This window comes from Klebsiella sp. 28 (assembly GCF_018223905.1).
GTDB classification, from domain to species: Bacteria; Pseudomonadota; Gammaproteobacteria; order Enterobacterales; family Enterobacteriaceae; genus Klebsiella; species Klebsiella pneumoniae.
Map to the genome: position 1 here is coordinate 1 of NZ_JAGRQY010000130.1, position 16,546 is coordinate 16,546.

The 16,546-nt window shown below is 60.9% G+C and carries 17 protein-coding genes and 3 tRNA genes; 9 read left to right on the top strand and 11 right to left on the bottom strand.

Annotated elements, in window-relative coordinates; translation table 11 throughout:
- The 4 genes from fucI to fucR form a co-directional block, all read left to right on the top strand.
- The coding region (fucI, locus tag KHQ28_RS20960; RefSeq protein WP_211777672.1) for an L-fucose isomerase at positions 1-1,763 on the top strand (1,763 nt) is incomplete at its 5' end.
- 106 nt (positions 1,764-1,869) lie between these two features.
- Complete coding sequence (fucK, locus tag KHQ28_RS20965; RefSeq protein ID WP_032418390.1) at positions 1,870-3,288, top strand: L-fuculokinase; 1,419 nt, start codon at positions 1,870-1,872, stop codon at positions 3,286-3,288.
- Between the two features lies 1 nt (position 3,289).
- Positions 3,290-3,712 (top strand): L-fucose mutarotase, encoded by a 423-nt coding sequence (fucU, locus tag KHQ28_RS20970; protein ID WP_002915538.1) that lies wholly within the window; start codon positions 3,290-3,292, stop codon positions 3,710-3,712.
- 58 nt (positions 3,713-3,770) lie between these two features.
- Positions 3,771-4,481 (top strand): L-fucose operon activator, encoded by a 711-nt coding sequence (fucR, locus tag KHQ28_RS20975; protein ID WP_004142883.1) that lies wholly within the window; start codon positions 3,771-3,773, stop codon positions 4,479-4,481.
- Positions 4,482-4,529: 48 nt separating this feature from the next.
- Here fucR and rlmM read toward each other — a convergent pair whose 3' ends face one another.
- The 4 genes from rlmM to KHQ28_RS20995 all read right to left on the bottom strand — a co-directional run bounded on the left by rlmM (position 4,530) and on the right by KHQ28_RS20995 (position 7,531).
- On the bottom strand, positions 4,530-5,630 hold the full coding sequence (gene rlmM / locus KHQ28_RS20980) for a 23S rRNA (cytidine(2498)-2'-O)-methyltransferase RlmM (protein WP_211777673.1): 1,101 nt from the start codon (positions 5,628-5,630) through the stop codon (positions 4,530-4,532).
- Positions 5,623-6,018 (bottom strand): DUF423 domain-containing protein, encoded by a 396-nt coding sequence (locus KHQ28_RS20985; RefSeq protein ID WP_002915543.1) that lies wholly within the window; start codon positions 6,016-6,018, stop codon positions 5,623-5,625. Before KHQ28_RS20985 ends, rlmM begins: the two co-directional genes overlap by 8 nt.
- A gap of 19 nt (positions 6,019-6,037) precedes the next feature.
- A complete protein-coding gene (gcvA, locus tag KHQ28_RS20990) occupies positions 6,038-6,955 on the bottom strand; it encodes a glycine cleavage system transcriptional regulator GcvA (protein WP_002915545.1) in 918 nt (305 codons plus the stop codon).
- 351 nt (positions 6,956-7,306) lie between these two features.
- The gene (locus tag KHQ28_RS20995; RefSeq protein WP_002915549.1) at positions 7,307-7,531 is read right to left on the bottom strand and encodes a YgdI/YgdR family lipoprotein; all 225 of its coding nucleotides are present in this window, start codon (positions 7,529-7,531) and stop codon (positions 7,307-7,309) included.
- A 197-nt stretch (positions 7,532-7,728) separates the two neighbouring features.
- Here KHQ28_RS20995 and csdA point away from each other — a divergent pair, with 197 nt between their 5' ends.
- On the top strand, positions 7,729-8,934 hold the full coding sequence (csdA, locus tag KHQ28_RS21000) for a cysteine desulfurase CsdA (protein WP_032418389.1): 1,206 nt from the start codon (positions 7,729-7,731) through the stop codon (positions 8,932-8,934).
- Positions 8,934-9,365: a cysteine desulfurase sulfur acceptor subunit CsdE gene (gene csdE, locus KHQ28_RS21005; RefSeq protein WP_004142894.1), complete on the top strand. Its 432-nt coding sequence runs from the start codon at positions 8,934-8,936 to the stop codon at positions 9,363-9,365. The genes csdA and csdE overlap by 1 nt, the downstream gene beginning before the upstream one ends.
- 42 nt (positions 9,366-9,407) lie before the next feature.
- Here csdE and tcdA read toward each other — a convergent pair whose 3' ends face one another.
- The gene (tcdA, locus tag KHQ28_RS21010) at positions 9,408-10,229 is read right to left on the bottom strand and encodes a tRNA cyclic N6-threonylcarbamoyladenosine(37) synthase TcdA (protein ID WP_002915577.1); all 822 of its coding nucleotides are present in this window, start codon (positions 10,227-10,229) and stop codon (positions 9,408-9,410) included.
- A gap of 87 nt (positions 10,230-10,316) precedes the next feature.
- Complete coding sequence (gene mltA, locus KHQ28_RS21015; RefSeq protein ID WP_002915579.1) at positions 10,317-11,414, bottom strand: murein transglycosylase A; 1,098 nt, start codon at positions 11,412-11,414, stop codon at positions 10,317-10,319.
- Between the two features lie 210 nt (positions 11,415-11,624).
- On the opposite strand from mltA, the gene KHQ28_RS21020 reads away from it, so the two are divergent.
- From KHQ28_RS21020 to KHQ28_RS21030, 3 genes are all read left to right on the top strand, one after another.
- Positions 11,625-11,701: transfer RNA gene (locus tag KHQ28_RS21020), tRNA-Met, on the top strand.
- A 33-nt stretch (positions 11,702-11,734) separates the two neighbouring features.
- Positions 11,735-11,811 (top strand) — tRNA-Met (locus tag KHQ28_RS21025).
- 32 nt (positions 11,812-11,843) lie between these two features.
- Positions 11,844-11,920: transfer RNA gene (locus KHQ28_RS21030), tRNA-Met, on the top strand.
- A gap of 95 nt (positions 11,921-12,015) precedes the next feature.
- Here KHQ28_RS21030 and cobT read toward each other — a convergent pair.
- From cobT to KHQ28_RS21055, 5 genes are all read right to left on the bottom strand, one after another.
- Positions 12,016-13,071 carry a nicotinate-nucleotide--dimethylbenzimidazole phosphoribosyltransferase gene (gene cobT, locus KHQ28_RS21035; protein WP_004143920.1) on the bottom strand — a complete coding sequence of 352 codons (1,056 nt, stop codon included), beginning with the start codon at positions 13,069-13,071 and terminating at the stop codon, positions 12,016-12,018.
- A 43-nt stretch (positions 13,072-13,114) separates the two neighbouring features.
- Positions 13,115-13,660, bottom strand: coding sequence for a bifunctional adenosylcobinamide kinase/adenosylcobinamide-phosphate guanylyltransferase (gene cobU / locus KHQ28_RS21040; protein WP_002915611.1), 546 nt, complete (start codon positions 13,658-13,660; stop codon positions 13,115-13,117).
- On the bottom strand, positions 13,654-15,177 hold the full coding sequence (locus tag KHQ28_RS21045) for a cobyric acid synthase (RefSeq protein ID WP_004174595.1): 1,524 nt from the start codon (positions 15,175-15,177) through the stop codon (positions 13,654-13,656). Before KHQ28_RS21045 ends, cobU begins: the two co-directional genes overlap by 7 nt.
- Entirely contained in the window at positions 15,174-15,998 is an 825-nt protein-coding gene (locus tag KHQ28_RS21050; protein WP_032418388.1) for an energy-coupling factor ABC transporter ATP-binding protein, read from the bottom strand. Before KHQ28_RS21050 ends, KHQ28_RS21045 begins: the two co-directional genes overlap by 4 nt.
- A gap of 8 nt (positions 15,999-16,006) precedes the next feature.
- Positions 16,007-16,546, bottom strand: a 540-nt coding sequence (locus KHQ28_RS21055; RefSeq protein ID WP_211777674.1) for an energy-coupling factor ABC transporter transmembrane protein, incomplete at its 5' end; no start/stop codon positions are given.

Below are 16,546 nucleotides of genomic sequence, written 5' to 3' on the forward strand. Positions count from 1 at the left end.
GCTTACCGAAGATCGGTATTCGTCCGGTAATCGATGGTCGTCGCATGGGGGTCCGCGAGTCGCTGGAAGCGCAAACCATGAACATGGCGAAAGCCACCGCCGCGCTTATCAGCGAGAAACTGCGCCACGCCTGCGGCGCCCGGGTGGAGTGCGTGATTGCCGATACCTGCATCGCCGGCATGGCCGAGTCGGCCGCCTGTGAAGAGAAATTCAGCAGCCAGAACGTCGGCGTCACCATCACCGTCACCCCCTGCTGGTGCTACGGCAGCGAAACCATCGACATGGATCCGCTGCGCCCGAAGGCCATCTGGGGCTTTAACGGCACCGAGCGTCCGGGGGCGGTCTATCTGGCCGCGGCGCTGGCGGCCCATAGCCAGAAAGGGATCCCGGCGTTCTCCATCTACGGACATGACGTGCAGGATGCCGATGACACCTCGATCCCGGCGGATGTCGAAGAAAAGCTGTTGCGCTTCGCTCGCGCCGGCCTGGCTGTCGCCAGTATGAAAGGGAAAAGCTATCTGTCGCTGGGCGGCGTCTCAATGGGCATCGCCGGATCTATCGTCGACCACAACTTTTTTGAGTCCTGGCTCGGCATGAAGGTTCAGGCTGTCGACATGACGGAGCTGCGCCGGCGAATCGATCAAAAAATCTATGATGAAACCGAGCTGGAGATGGCGCTGGCGTGGGCGGATAAACACTTCCGCTACGGCGAAGATCAGAACGCTGAGCAGTATAAGCGCAATGAAACGCAGAGCCGCGCGGTGCTGAAAGAGAGCCTGCTGATGGCGATGTGCATCCGCGACATGATGCAGGGTAACCCGAAGCTCGCAGAAAAAGGACTGGTGGAGGAGTCGCTGGGCTACAACGCCATCGCCGCCGGTTTCCAGGGTCAGCGCCACTGGACCGATCAATACCCCAATGGCGATACCGCCGAAGCGCTGCTCAACAGCTCTTTTGACTGGAACGGGGTGCGCGAACCGTTTGTCGTCGCTACCGAAAACGACAGCCTCAACGGCGTGGCCATGCTGATGGGCCATCAGCTCACCGGCACCGCCCAGGTGTTTGCCGACGTACGCACCTACTGGTCGCCGGATGCCGTTGAACGGGTCACCGGGCAGCCGCTCACCGGGCGGGCGGAGCACGGCATCATTCACCTGATTAACTCCGGCTCTGCGGCGCTGGACGGCTCCTGCCAGCAGCGCGACGCGCAGGGCAATCCGACGATGAAACCCCACTGGGAGATTGAGCAGAGCGAGGCGGATGCCTGCCTCGCGGCGACCGAATGGTGCCCGGCGATCCACGAATACTTCCGCGGCGGCGGCTTCTCTTCCCGCTTCCTGACCGAAGGCGGCGTGCCGTTCACCATGACCCGGGTGAACATCATCAAAGGTCTGGGGCCGGTGCTGCAAATTGCCGAAGGCTGGAGCGTAGCGCTGCCCAAAGCGATGCACGACCAGCTCGACGCCCGCACCAACTCCACCTGGCCCACCACCTGGTTTGCCCCACGCCTGACCGGCAAGGGCCCGTTCAGCGATGTGTACTCGGTGATGGCCAACTGGGGCGCCAACCACGGCGTGCTGACCATCGGCCACGTTGGCGCAGATTTCATTACCCTCGCCGCCATGCTGCGCATTCCGGTCTGCATGCACAACGTGGAAGAGGCGAAAATCTATCGCCCTTCCGCCTGGGCCGCGCACGGCATGGATATCGAGGGCCAGGACTACCGCGCCTGCCAGAACTACGGGCCGCTGTATAAGCGTTAACAGGTTGGTTTCGCCCGGAGGCGCAGGCTTACCTGGCCTACAGACGCGCGCGGTCTGTAGGCCGATAAGCGCTGCGCCATCCGGCAATGTTGTTTCGGGAGTCACTATGAAGCAAGACGTTATCCTGGTCCTCGACTGCGGCGCCACGAACGTGCGGGCGATGGCCGTGGATCGACAAGGGAACATTATCGCCCGCGCCGCAACGGCGAACGCCAGCGACATCGCGGCGGAAAAAAGCGACTGGCACCAGTGGTCGCTGGAGGCCATTATGCAGCGCTTTGCCGACTGCTGTCGGCAGATCCATGACCAGCTGGCCTCCTGCACTGTGCGCGGCATTACCGTCACGACCTTTGGCGTCGATGGCGCGCTGGTAGATGAGAAGGGCGCCCTGCTGTATCCGATCATCAGCTGGAAATGCCCACGCACCGCGGCGGTGATGGAGAAAATCAGCCAGTATATGCCCGCGCGCCAGCTGCAGCAGATAGCCGGCGTCGGCGCGTTTGCGTTCAACACCCTGTATAAGCTGGTGTGGCTGAAAGAGAACCACCCGCAGCTGCTGGCGCAGGCCCATGCCTGGCTGTTTATTTCATCGCTGATCAACCATCGGCTGACCGGGGAGTTCACCACCGACCTCACCATGGCGGGCACCAGCCAGATGCTCGATCTCCGGCAGCGCGATTTCAGCGCGCCGATCCTGCAGGCGACCGGCCTGCCGCGCCGCCTGTTCCCGCGGCTGGTTGAAGCAGGCCAGCCGATCGGCGCCCTGCTGCCGGAGGCCGCTGCGCTGCTGGGCCTTCCCGTCGGGATCCCGGTTATCTCGGCCGGGCATGACACCCAGTTCGCTCTGTTTGGCGCCGGCGCCGGGCAGGATGAGCCGGTGCTCTCCTCCGGGACCTGGGAGATCCTGATGGTGCGCAGCGCGCAGGTCGACACCTCGCTGCTCTGTGACTACAGCGGCTCCACCTGCGAGCTGGACAGCCAGCCGGGCCGCTATAACCCGGGGATGCAGTGGCTGGCCTCCGGCGTGCTCGAGTGGGTGCGCAAACTGCTGTATAGCGCTGACACCCCATGGCAGACGCTGATTGACGAAGCGCAGGCGATCCCGCCCGGCGCCCAGGGCGTCAGGATGCAGTGTGACCTGCTCGCCAGCCAGCACGCCGGCTGGCAGGGCGTCACGCTCAACACCACCCGCGGCCATTTTTACCGCGCCGCGCTGGAGGGGTTAAGCGATCAGCTGGCGCAGCATCTGCAAACCCTGGAAAAAATCGGCGGCTTCAGGGCGAAAGAGCTGCTGCTGGTGGGCGGCGGCAGCCGCAACGCGCTATGGAACCAGATCAAGGCCAACCGACTCGGGATACCGATCAAAGTCCTCGACGATGCCGAAACCACCGTGGCCGGCGCGGCGATGTTTGGCTGGTATGGCGTGGGCGAGTTCTCTTCGCCAGAACAGGCCAGAGCGCAGGTCGCGTACCGCTACCGCTATGTCTGGCCGCAAACTGAACCTGAACTGATAGAGGAAGCCTGAGATGCTCAAAACCATTTCCCCGCTGATATCGCCGGAACTGCTGAAAGTGCTGGCCGAAATGGGCCATGGGGATGAAATCATTTTTTCCGATGCCCATTTCCCGGCGCACAGCATGGGGCCGCAGGTGATCCGCGCCGATGGCCTGCGAGTCAGCGATCTGCTGCAGGCGATTATCCCGCTGTTCGAATTAGACAGCTATGCGCCGCCGGTGGTGATGATGGCCGCCGTCGAAGGCGATGCGCTCGACCCGACGGTGGAACAGCGCTATCGGCAGGCGCTATCGGCGCAGGCCCCCTGCCCGGATATCGTGCGGATTGACCGCTTTGCCTTCTACGACCGGGCGCAAAAAGCCTTTGCGATCGTTATCACAGGAGAGTGCGCTAAGTACGGAAATATCCTTTTAAAAAAAGGAGTCACGCCGTAATCTCATGCCGGAGCGTCTGCCTGATGCAGACGCTCAATCAATGATGGGATGAGAATAAATGAAAGCAGCCCGCCAGCAGGCGATCGTCGATCTCCTGATCACCCACAGCAGCCTGACCACCGAAACGTTGTCAAAACAGCTCAACGTCAGCAGGGAAACTATTCGCCGCGATCTGAGCGAGCTGCAGGCGCAGGGCAAAGTGCTGCGTAACCACGGCCGGGCCAAAGTGATCCACCAGCGCAGCCAGGACAGCGGCGATCCTTTCCACATGCGCCTGAAAAGCCATTACGCGCATAAAGCCGACATCGCCCGCGAAGCGCTGGCCTGGATTGACGAAGGGATGGTGATCGCCCTCGATGCCAGCTCCACCTGCTGGTATCTCGCCCGCCAGCTGCCGGACCGCCCGCTGCACGTCTTTACCAACAGCCAGCCCATCTGCCAGGAGCTGGCCAAACGCGACCAGATCACGCTCACCTGCTCCGGCGGCACTCTGCAGCGGAAATATGGCTGCTACGTGAACCCGGCGCTGATTTCCCAGCTGAAATCGCTGGAGATCGATCTGTTTATTTTTTCCTGCGAAGGCATCGACCCGCAGGGCGCGCTGTGGGACTCCAATGCGTTCAATGCCGACTTCAAATCGATCCTGCTTAAGCGGGCGGCGCAGTCGCTACTGCTGATCGACAAAAGCAAGTTCAACCGCTCCGGCGAGGCGAGGATTGGTCATCTGGATGACGTGACGCATATTGTGTCGGATGCGCCGCAGCCTTAAGGGGAAGGCCGGAGGACGCGCACGCGTCTCCGGCCTGAGGGGGAAGGATTAACGCTCGTCGCGACGTCCGCCGACGGCGGCCCACAGGCGGCGCACGTGAACGGTCACCTCTTCACGATCGTGATACAGCTGACGCGCCTGGATCTGGGCGTTAACGCCGTGCTCGTCCAGCTGGGCCTGAATATAGGCCAGATTCTGCGACACCTCTTCATAGCGCTTTTTCATCGGCAGCTTGAGGTTGAAGATGGTCTCCCGGCACCAGCCGTTGACCAGCCACTGCGCCATCAGCGCCGCCACCTTCGCCGGTTTCTCCACCATATCGCAGACCATCCACGAGATGTTGTTGCGGTTCGGACGATAGCGGAAACCGTCTTCGCGCAGCCAGGTCACCTGGCCGGTATCCATCAGGCTCTGGGCCATCGGGCCGTTATCGACCGAAGAGACCCACATGTTGCGCTTCACCAGCTGATAGGTCCAGCCGCCCGGGCAGGCGCCGAGATCGACGGCATACATGCCGTTCGCCAGACGCTCGTCCCACTCGTCCGCCGGAATAAAGACGTGGAACGCCTCTTCCAGCTTGAGGGTGGAACGGCTCGGGGCGTCGGACGGAAACTTCAGCCGCGGAATGCCCATATAGAACGGTGAGTTGTTGTTGCTGTATGAGTAGCCGGTATAGCAGCAGCCGGGTGCGATAAAGAACACATGCACCACCGGTCGCTTTGGCGTTTCATAGTTGGTCAGCACGCCCGCCTCGCGCAGCGCCGCGCGTAACGGCACCGTAAACTTGCTGCAGAACTTCATCAGCTCTTTGCTTTCGTTGGTATCCGCCACTTCCACACGCAGCTCGCCACCCTTCTCCACCACGCCCTGCAGCATGCCGACGATCGGGGTTATGCGATCCTCCGGCGGCAGGTCGCGCAGCAGTTCGCCGACCACAAACATCTGTCGGGCGAAAATCAGCGAGCTGAACGGCAGATCGCGCACCAGCTTCTCGCCGTCGTCCTGCTGATAACCTTCAAAAATTACATAGCCAGAGTCTTCTTTGACCCGGGCAAAACCAAACACCTCAAGGCGGGCTGCCTTATCGGTAATTTCTGCTGCGCACTCTTTCTCAAACCCAGGGCGACAATAGAGGACAACCTTATTCATGAACAACGCCCTTACGTTTCAGACGAATTGCACCAATTAACATTAAAACCCAACCGGCGAGGAAGCTTACGCCGCCCACCGGGGTCACGAACGCCCACAGACGTAAATGAGAGAGCGCCAGACAATAGAGGCTGCCGCTGAACAGCACGGTCCCTAACGCCAGAAATACGCTGCTCCAGTAGAACCAGATACTGATCCGACGCTGCATCGCCACCGCCAGACCAAAAATCGCCAGGGTATGGAAGGCCTGATACTCCAGGCCGGTATGGATCCAGGCCATCTCCGCCGCGCCGAGCGATTGACTTAAGACATGCGCGCCAAAGGCGCCCAGAGCCACAAAGATAAAGCCGCTAATCGCGGCGAATATCAGCATAAAACGGCTGGTCATGTTGTTACCCTACAAGTAATTATTGTTCATAACGAAAGCGGAATTTTTCTTGTTCACTTGCCGCTTTCGCCAGGATCCACTGCCGGAAAGCGGCTATTTTACCCAGTTCTGCCTGACTGTCATGGCAAACAAGGTAAAACGCATTCTTACTGACCAGAACATCATTAAACGGACACACCAGACGACCGGCTTCAATTTCGGACTGCGCCATGACGTTGTTGGCCAGCGCCACGCCCTGCCCGTGAATGGCCGCCTGCAGCACCATCGCGCTATGGCTGAAAATCGGCCCCTGCTGCACATTAATATGGCTTAGACCAAGCTGACGGGTATAAGTTTGCCAGTCGCGGCGGGACGCATCGTGAAGCAGGGTATGTTGCGCCAGATCGGCAGGCGTTTTCAATGCTTTGTCGCCGGTGAGCAAGAGCGGGGAACAGACCGGCAGCAGATACTCGGCGTACAATTTTTCCACACGCAGGCCCGGCCAGTTGCCGCGGCCATAAAAAATCGCCACATCGACATCGTCCGCCAGCTTATCCTCCTGACGGTCCACCGCCTGGATCCTGACGTCGATTCCCGGATAAGCTGAGTTAAAGCTTGTGAGTCTTGGCACCAGCCACTGAATGGCGAAACTTGGCAATAAACTGACCGTTAATGCCCCTTTGGCGCTGCGCGCCTGCAGTTTACGCGTCGCTTCCGTCAGTTGCGAAAAAATCTCTTTAATATCCTGAAAATAGCTCTGCCCTTCTTCCGTTAACAGCAGCGAACGATTGCGCCGCCGGAACAGCTTAAGGCCCAGAAAATCCTCGAGAGACTTGATTTGATGGCTGACTGCGGCCTGCGTCACAAAAAGCTCATCGGCTGCCCGAGTGAAGCTGAGATGACGTGCGGCTGCATCAAAAACACGTAATGCATTCAGAGGTGGTAATCGCTTCGACATGGTTATTCTGGCTTAGATGTTAACTCAATTTAACAAATAGGAAACAATGATTAACCTATTAGTTTTTTTTATCTGAGCCATTATAAATTGTCCGTTGAGGTTCTACCAGCAAATACCTATAGTGGCGGCACTTCCTGAGCCGGAACGAGAAGCTTTTTTTGGAATGCGTGTTCCATCAAGCTTTTGGCTTACGGTTGTGATGTTGTGTTGTTGTGTTTGCAATTGGTCTGTCTTTGCAGACCCTGGTAGCAAAGCTACCCCTTTTCACTTCCTGTACATTTACCCTGTCTGTCCATAGTGATTTAATGTAGCACCGCAACGCGCGGTGCTTTTTTTTGCCTTTTTACTGCCTTACTCGTCCAGCTCACCCAGCTGTTTCACGTCAGAGCGATTGATCTGCTGTTTGTTGCCCCACGCGTCCTTATACGAGATCATGCCAGTATCATTATCGGTTTGCGGTTTCCCGTCGGTAACGATGGTTCGCCCATCATTGGTATGCATCACATAGTTAGAGGAACAGGCGCTCAGGCCTAAAGTCAGCATACAGGCAGAGATAATCGCAGCGGCCTTAGTCATTTTCATTTTTCTCTCCTTACGGCTATTTATACTATTCGTGACTCGTTAAGTAATAGGTTAAAACACAAACCCAACACTTTTCAGCATAACCCTCTTTGACCGACGTGGAGTCACATTCGGACAATTCCACAGGACGCAGAGACCTTGTCACGCCCGGCAAATTGCGCGACGATCGCGGCATTGATACGAGGAATTCCATGAACGCATTCAACCCGGCGCACTTTCGCGCGCAGTTTCCGGCTCTGGCCAATGCCGGCGTCTATCTCGACAGCGCGGCGACAGCGCTCAAACCGCTGGCGGTGATCGACGCCAGCGACCAGTTTTATCGCCTGAGCGCCGGCAACGTCCATCGCAGCCAGTTCGCCGCCGCCCAGCGGCTGACCGAGCGCTACGAGGCGGCCCGCGATCGCGTGGCGGCGTGGCTTAACGCCCCGTCCGGCAAAGATATCGTCTGGACGCGAGGGACCACCGAGGCCATCAATATGGTGGCGCAGAGCTACGTCCGGCCGCGCCTGCAGCCTGGCGATGAAATTATCGTTAGCGAAGCCGAGCATCATGCCAACCTCGTGCCCTGGCTGATGGTGGCCGGGCAGACCGGCGCCAGAGTGGTCAAACTGCCGCTTGGCGCCGACCGTCTGCCGGATATCGCCAGCCTCAGCGCGCTGATTACCCCGCGCAGCCGGGTGCTGGCCATCGGCCAGATGTCCAACGTCACCGGCGGCTGCCCGGACCTGGCCCAGGCTATCCGCCTTGCTCACGCCGCCGGGATGGTGGTGATGGTCGATGGCGCCCAGGGAGCGGTGCATTTCCCCGCTGACGTGCAGGCGCTGGATATCGATTTTTACGCCTTTTCCGGCCATAAGCTGTATGGCCCGACCGGGATCGGCGCCCTGTACGGCAAAAGCGAGCTGCTGGCAGCGATGTCGCCCTGGCTCGGCGGCGGGAAAATGATCGCCGAGGTCAGCTTTGACGGCTTTACGCCGCAGCCGGCCCCCTATGGCCTCGAGGCCGGTACGCCGAATGTCGCCGGGGTTATAGGCCTCAGCGCCGCGCTGGAGTGGCTGGCGCAGAGCGATATCGGCCAGGCGGAAAACTGGAGCCGCAGTCTGGCGAGCCTGGCGGAAGAGGAACTGGCGAAACGGCCGGGCTTCCGCTCTTTCCGCTGCCAGCAGTCAAGCCTGCTGGCCTTTGAATTTGAGGGTATTCATCACAGCGATCTGGTGACGCTGCTGGCGGAGTCCGGCATTGCCCTGCGCGCCGGACAACACTGCGCCCAGCCGCTGCTGGCTGCCTTAGGGGTCAGCGGCACCCTGCGGGCCTCTTTCGCCCCCTACAATACCCAAGACGATGTTGCGGCGCTGGTCCACGCGGTGGATCGCGCCCTGGAAATTCTGGTGGATTAATGACAACTCTGCACCCCTTCGGCACAACCATTACCGACGCTACGCTGCGCCAGATCTTCGCCCCGCTGAACCAGTGGGAGGATAAATACCGTCAGCTGATTTTATTGGGCAAAAAGCTGCCGACGCTGACCGACGAGCGCAAAGCGCAGGCCCATGAGATTGCCGGCTGTGAGAACCGCGTCTGGCTGGGCTATGAGGAGGACGCCGAGGGCAGGCTGCACTTCTTTGGCGACAGCGAAGGAAGGATTGTGCGCGGTCTGCTGGCGGTACTTTTAACCGCCGTGGAAGGAAAAACCCGCGCCGGGATCCTGGCGCAGGATCCGCTGGCGCTGTTCGACGAGCTGGGGCTGCGCGGCCAGCTCAGCGCCTCGCGCAGCCAGGGCCTCAGCGCCCTGAGCGAGGCGGTGCTCGCCGCCGCCCGCGAAAGGTAATCTCCCGATTTCGCTTTCCCGCCGCCGCGCCCGGTGGGGAAACTACTTTCCGGAAGCCGCAGCGTCACGCTGCGCTTTCGCCAGCATCTTCTTCAGGGCATGCGACACCGCGACGAACCCGAAGGTCGCGGTCACCATCGTCGCCGCGCCAAAGCCGGAAGCGCAGTCCATCCGCTTCGGCCCTTCCGCCGTGCTCTTCATTGCGCAGACGCTGCCGTCCGCCTGCGGGTAGACCAGCGCTTCCGTAGAGAAGACGCAGTCTACACCGAGCTTACCTTTGCTGTTTTTCACCACCCCAAACTGGCTTTTCAGCCGCTCGCGCAGTTTGGCCGCCAGCGGATCCTGGATGGTCTTCGCCAGGTCCGCGACCTGGATCTGCGTTGGGTCAATCTGACCGCCCGCCCCGCCGGTAGTAACCAGCGGCACCTTGTAGCGGCGACACCAGGCGATAAGCGCCGCTTTCGGCCGGACGCTATCGATCGCGTCGATAACATAGCTAAAGCCGACGCCAAGATATTCCGCCACGTTTTCCGGGGTCACGAAATCATCCACCACCGTCACCCGACACTCCGGGTTGATGAGACGAATACGCTCCGCCATCACCTCCGCTTTCGCCAGCCCGACGTTGCCGCTGAGGGCGTGGATCTGACGATTGGTGTTGGTGACGCAGACATCGTCCATATCGATAAGGGTGATCGCCCCGATGCCGGTCCGCGCCAGCGCTTCCGCCGCCCAGGAGCCGACCCCGCCGATCCCGACCACGCAGACGTGGGCGTCGGCAAAACATTGCAGCGCTTTTTCACCATATAAACGTGCCGTACCGCCAAAACGCTGGCGCCAGGCATCGCTGATTACAACAGACATAGAACCTCAGAACAAAATGACAGCGCCCGGAGGCCGCCGCAAGCGGCGTCATCCGGGCGCCCTGGTCAACAGGCACGGCCAGGGGAGTTAGCCGCTAAAAACATTCCCCGCGCCCGGGGCGTTTTTCAGCACCCATACGCGGCCGTAGTGGTTATACCAGCCGGCACGGTGGCCTGCGTCAGGCCCAATGCCCTGATAGATGTCGAAATGCTGGCCTTTGATGGCCCCGCCGACGTCGAGGGCGACCATCAGGCGCAGTTCGTACTGGCCGTTAAACTTGCCGTTATTATCCAGCAGAGGCACCTCGGCCAGCAAGGTGGTTCCTGGCGGAATAATCGACCGGTCGGAGGCCACCGAGGCGCGGCCGATCAGCGGCACAGCGCTGGCCCCTTTCACCGGCGCGAAAGACTGCGGTTTAAAGAACACGAACGACGGGTTCTGCTCCAGCAGCTCGCGCACTTCCGCTTCGCTGTGCTTTTCACCCCACTCGCGGATCGCCTGCATCGACATATCTTCTTTCTTCACTTCCCCGCGGTCGATCAGCACTTTGCCGATGCTGCGATAGGGCCAGCCGTTTTTCCCGGCATAGCTAAAGAAGTTGAGCGGCGAACCATCGCCAAAGTCGATATAGCCGCTGCCCTGCACGTCCATGATGAAGTTATCCATCAACGAGTTGCTGTACGCCAGCACATAGTTATCGCTCAGCGCGCCGGCATAGATGCTGGCGCGGGAAGGCAGCTTACCGCGCTTTGGCGGCATACGGTAAATGGGGTACTGGAATTCGCCCTGACGGGTGTGGCGCGCCTGCACCACCGGCGTGTAGTAGCCGGTAAACTGGACGTTGCCATAGTTGTCGACGCCCTGCATCTGCCAGGCGTCGATGCCAAACTGGCGCAGCGTACGGGTGTCGCCGCCGGCGCGCAGCCACTCCTGCAGCGCGTTATAGACGTTGCTCTGGCTATTATAGAGGCGTGGCGAGGCGTTACGAATTTGATTAACCTGCTCGGAGAAGTCGCCGGCGTTGATCGGCGCCCCGACGGCATCCGGCTGGTTTACCAGTGAAAACGGCTGGGTGAACTTGCCATCGCTATATTGCTGACCGCGGTCGGTCGGTTTTGAGGAACAGGCGGCGAGCATGGCCAGCATTGCCCCCGTCGCTACATATTTTGCCCAACGTCCTTTCATGGTGTCTCATCTTTTGCTGCGAAGCCTTAGTGCGTGTTGAAGATAACAAAGCGCCGGAGCTATTGAAATGCGCGATCTCATCGATGGCACAGATTTGTGTAAAAAAACACCACAACGTGGCGTTTTATAAGCCAATTCTTACAAAAATGTCGATTTGGTCGAAAAAAGGTTGCATCATCTCGCTAGCGGAGTATAGTGCGCTTCCACGGACGCGGGGTGGAGCAGCCTGGTAGCTCGTCGGGCTCATAACCCGAAGGTCGTCGGTTCAAATCCGGCCCCCGCAACCAATTAAAATTTGATGAAGTAAAGCAGTACGGTGACGCGGGGTGGAGCAGCCTGGTAGCTCGTCGGGCTCATAACCCGAAGGTCGTCGGTTCAAATCCGGCCCCCGCAACCAATCAAATTTGACAAAATGAAGCAGTACGGTGACGCGGGGTGGAGCAGCCTGGTAGCTCGTCGGGCTCATAACCCGAAGGTCGTCGGTTCAAATCCGGCCCCCGCAACCAACATTACAAACACCCTCAAGGGTGTTTTTTTGTTTCTGCCGCCGGCAAAACCTCTGCCGAAAACGGGAACGGCCATTGCCGCCCCCATCTCCTGCTTACCCCTTCGGTAACACAATATTGCTTGCCGCCAGCATGCCCATGCGATGGTACATCGCGCAGGCCGCCTCGACGATCGGCATCGCCAGCGCCGCGCCGCTGCCTTCTCCCAGACGCATGCCCATATTGAGATACGGTTCGAGACCCAGGTGCGCCAACGCGATACGCGCCCCCTTCTCCGCCGAATAGTGGGACGGGATCAGATACGGTTTCACCTCCGGCGCTATCTGACACGCCGCCAGCGCCGCCGCGTAGGAGAGAAAGCCATCCAGCACCACCGGCAGCCCACAGGACGCCGCCCCCAGCATGACACCGGTCATCCCCAGCAGATCGAAACCACCGACTTTGCTCAGTACGTCGAGGCCATCATTCGGGTCGGGCTGATTGACGGCGATAGCCCGCCGCACCACCTCCACCTTGTTGCCAACCTTCGCCAGCGGCAGATTGGCGCCAATCCCGACCACCTCCTGCGCATCGCTGCCGGTCAAAACGCTGACGATCGCTGCCGCCGGCGTGGTATTGGCCATCCCCAGTTCGCCGACGCCAAACAGGGTAACGCCCTCCTGGGCCAGCGCGCGGGTGTAGCGCATCACCTCCAGCAACAGCTCCTGCCCCTGCTCACGGCTCATCGCCGGACCGCGGGCAATATTGCCGCAGCCCCGCGCCACCCGCATATTCACCACGCCGGGGAGCGGTTCGCTATCGATACCGACATCAATTACATGCACTTTCGCCCCGGCCTGGGCGGCGAGCACGCAGACGCCGGTGGTGCCGCGGGTCATATTTGCCGCCTGGATGGCGGTGACCGCCTTCGGCGAAATCGCCACCCCTTCGTCCCACACTCCATGGTCGGCGCACATCACCAGCAAGGCCTTTTTCGCCACCTGCGGCTGGCCGCCCAGGCCGGGCATTCCCGCCAGCTGCACCGCCAGCGCCTCCAGACGCCCGAGGCTGCCGGGGGGCTTGAGTAAGCCGTCGATGTGTTGCTGTGCCCGCGCCATGGCGTCGGCGTCCGGCGCGGGGATCGCCCGCAGAACCGTGTTTAAATTTTGCATACAGAATCCCTGCCAGGGCTGGCCCGGTCAGCCAGCGATTGAGTTATTTGATTTTGACGCCGATGCCGGAAACCACCAGCCAGACCGCATCCGCCGCGGCCGCCAGGCGCTGATTGACCCGCCCGGCAATATCGCGAAAATGCCGCGCCAGGCGGTTCTCCGGCACAATGCCCATCCCCACCTCGTTGGTCACCAGCACGACGTGCGCCGGACAGCGCTGACAGGCGGCAATCAGCACGCCAATTTCGTCATCAATAGCCCGTTCCATGGCGGCGTAATCCCAGCCGTCGGGGTCGCTGTCGCCGCCGAGCGCGAACAGCAGGTTGGTGACCATGGTGGTGATGCATTCCAGCAAAATCGCCTCCGCTGGGGCGATAGCCGGGGTGATCAGTTCATCAAGCTGCTGCCAGCGCTCGGCGGTGCGCCAGTGGGCGGGCCTGCCGTCGCGATGATGCTGGATCCTTGCGGCCATCTCGTCGTCAAAGATTTGCGAGGTGGCGATATATAACACCTGCGGCGCATCGGCAATCAGCGCCTCGGCATGGCGACTTTTGCCGCTGCGCGCGCCGCCGGTAACCAGAGTCAGCATAGGGGCTCCTGATGTTGGCGCATGATGGCGTAAATTTTATCGATGGCGATATGTTCGCGCATGGCCTCGGCCAGCCGATCAAACTGCCGGGTTTTATAGCGGGCATACTCCAGGGCGCTGTCCAGCGGCGCCAGCCCTTTGCGCTGGCGCAGGCCGTTGAGCAGCGCCCGGGTAAAGGCATCGCTGTCGAACAGGCCATGGAGATAGGTGCCGAACGCCAGGCCGTCGTCGCTTATCGCCCCGTCGTCCACTGCCTGCCCCGCTTTATGCAGCTGCAGCAGCGGCGGGCAGCCTGCCTCGCGGCGCGTCTCGCCCATATGAATTTCATAGCCACTGACGCGCAGCCCCGCCGCGTCGGCTAACCAATCCGGGAGCGCAGACCCCAGGGTCGCCTGCACCTGGGTGGTGGTTTTGTGCTGGGCGAAGTGGGTCACGGTCTTCAGCACCCCCAGCCCGGGCTGGGCGCCAAGGCCAGACTCCACCTCATCGATAATGGTTTCGCCCAGCATCTGATAGCCGCCGCAGATCCCCAGCAGCGGCACCTTGCGCTGCCGGGCCTGCTCGACCGCGTGCGCCATGCCGCTCTCGCGCAGCCAGCACAGATCGCCGAGGGTATTTTTACTGCCCGGGAGAATGACCAGGTCGGCGTCGGCCAGCGCCTGCGGATCGCGGACATAGCGCACCCGGACGTCTGGCTGCGCCGCCAGGGCGTTAAAGTCGGTAAAATTGGCGATATGCGGCAGGTGAACCACGGCGATGTCGATATCGCGCCGGTCGGTGCGATGGTATTTCCCGGCCTGCAGCGCGACGCCGTCCTCATCCTCGAGATCCACGTCAAGCCATGGCATAACGCCCAGCACCGGCACCCCGGTCAACGCCTCGATTTGCTCTATCCCGGAGCGCAGGAGCGCCACATCGCCGCGGAATTTATTGATGATCACCCCTTTCACCCGCGCCCGCTCCTGAGGCTGCAGCAGCGCCAGCGTGCCGTAAATCGCGGCAAACACCCCGCCGCGGTCGATATCGGCCACTAGGATCACCGGGCATTGCGCCATCTCGGCCATGCCCATATTGACGATATCGCGGTCGCGCAGGTTAATCTCCGCCGGACTGCCGGCCCCTTCCAGCACCAGCGCCTCATACTCCCCGGCCAGGCTCTGGTAGACCGCGAGGATCTGCTCGCGCAGGCGCGGCTTGTACTGGTGATAGCTCACCGCATCCATGCTGGTCGCCACCTGCCCCATCAGCACCACCTGCGCCTGACGGTCGCTGGTGGGCTTGAGCAAAATCGGATTCATGCGGACATCCGGCGCAATCCCGGCCGCTTCGGCCTGGAAAATCTGCGCCCGGCCCATCTCTTTGCCATCCGGCGTAATGCCGGAGTTCAGCGCCATATTCTGTGATTTAAACGGCGCGGTACGCAGCCCATCCTGATGAAAAATGCGGCACAATCCCGCCACCAGCACGCTTTTCCCAACGTCGGAAGCCGTGCCCTGCAACATCACTGCCAGCGTCATGACGCCTCCTTTATCGCGCCTATCGCGTTGTTGTGCATCCGCTGAAAAAACTCCGCCTCGGTTTTACACAGCGGCAGCCCCAGTTCGCTATGAAGTTTCACCAGCCACGGCTGCGTCAATCCCGCCCTGTCCATCGTCTCCGCGCAGGCAAATACCTCGCCGGGGTCCCCCGCGGCCAGTATTTCGCCGTGACGCAGAACGTAAACGGCGTCGCTCACCTCATAGATCAGATCGATATCGTGGCTGGAGATCACCACCCGCCGCCCCTGCCCGACAATGCGGCGGATGATGGCGATCATCTGCGCCCGCCCGCGTGGATCGAGGCCCGCGGTGGGCTCGTCAAGCAGCAGGTAGCGCGCCTGCAGCACCAGCGCCCCGGCGATTGCCACCCGTTTTTTCTGCCCATGGCTGAGGCACTGGATCGGCTGCTGGCGAAACCCCTGGGCATCGACGAGGGTCAACGCCTCATCCACCCGGCGGGCGATCTCCTCTTCCGCCACCCCGAGGTTACGCAGACTAAAAGCGATATCGCTGTCGATATCGGTATAGAATATTTGCTGGTCCGGATCCTGAAACACCGTCGCCACCTGCTGGCGCAGCGCCAGCAGACCGCGCTTGCTGTAATTCAGCGCCTCTCCCTGCCACAGCACCGCCCCCTGCTGCGGGCGCAGCAGGCCGCTCAGGTTCATAAACAGCGTCGACTTTCCGCAGCCGTTGGCCCCCACCAGGCCGGTCACCGCATGGCGGGAAAAATCCAGCGTCAGCCCTTTAAGTACCGGCTCATCCTGATAGCGAAACCAGAGATCGGTTGTGGCAAGCATACTTATCCTTAGAGGTGAAAATCACCCTGGTACAATTTGATATCCAGCGCTGTGCTCATCTGTTGATAGCGCAGGAGGACGCGGGTGAACAGCAGTCCCACCAGCATCGCCAGCGAGCGATAGCCCTGCGGCACGCTACCATAGCCAAAACGCAGGGTTTGCGCGCGGTGAATCGCCATCGCCTCGTCTAACAGAATAAAAATGAAGCGCCAGGTCAGCAGGATCTGCTCCGTCAACAGCCGCGGTACGCGACCGCGCTTGAGCAAGATAATCAGCTGTGGGAAAGGCAGATTAAGCACCAGCCAGAGCGTCGCCGCCATCGCCGCCAGGCTGCGCCAGAAGGTCTCCCCGGCCACGGCCAGCCCCGGTGCGGAAATCCCTATCGAGAAAGCGCCCAGTCGGATGCTGGCTAACAGCATCTGCGGGTCGCGGCTGACGCTGAACACAATGGTCAGCACGCCGACCAGCAAAAAGCCAAAGGGTAGCGCCATCCAGCGGCACCAGCGCCAGAATGAGACCCGCAGCAGCCAGCAGGTCAGCGCGGCGGT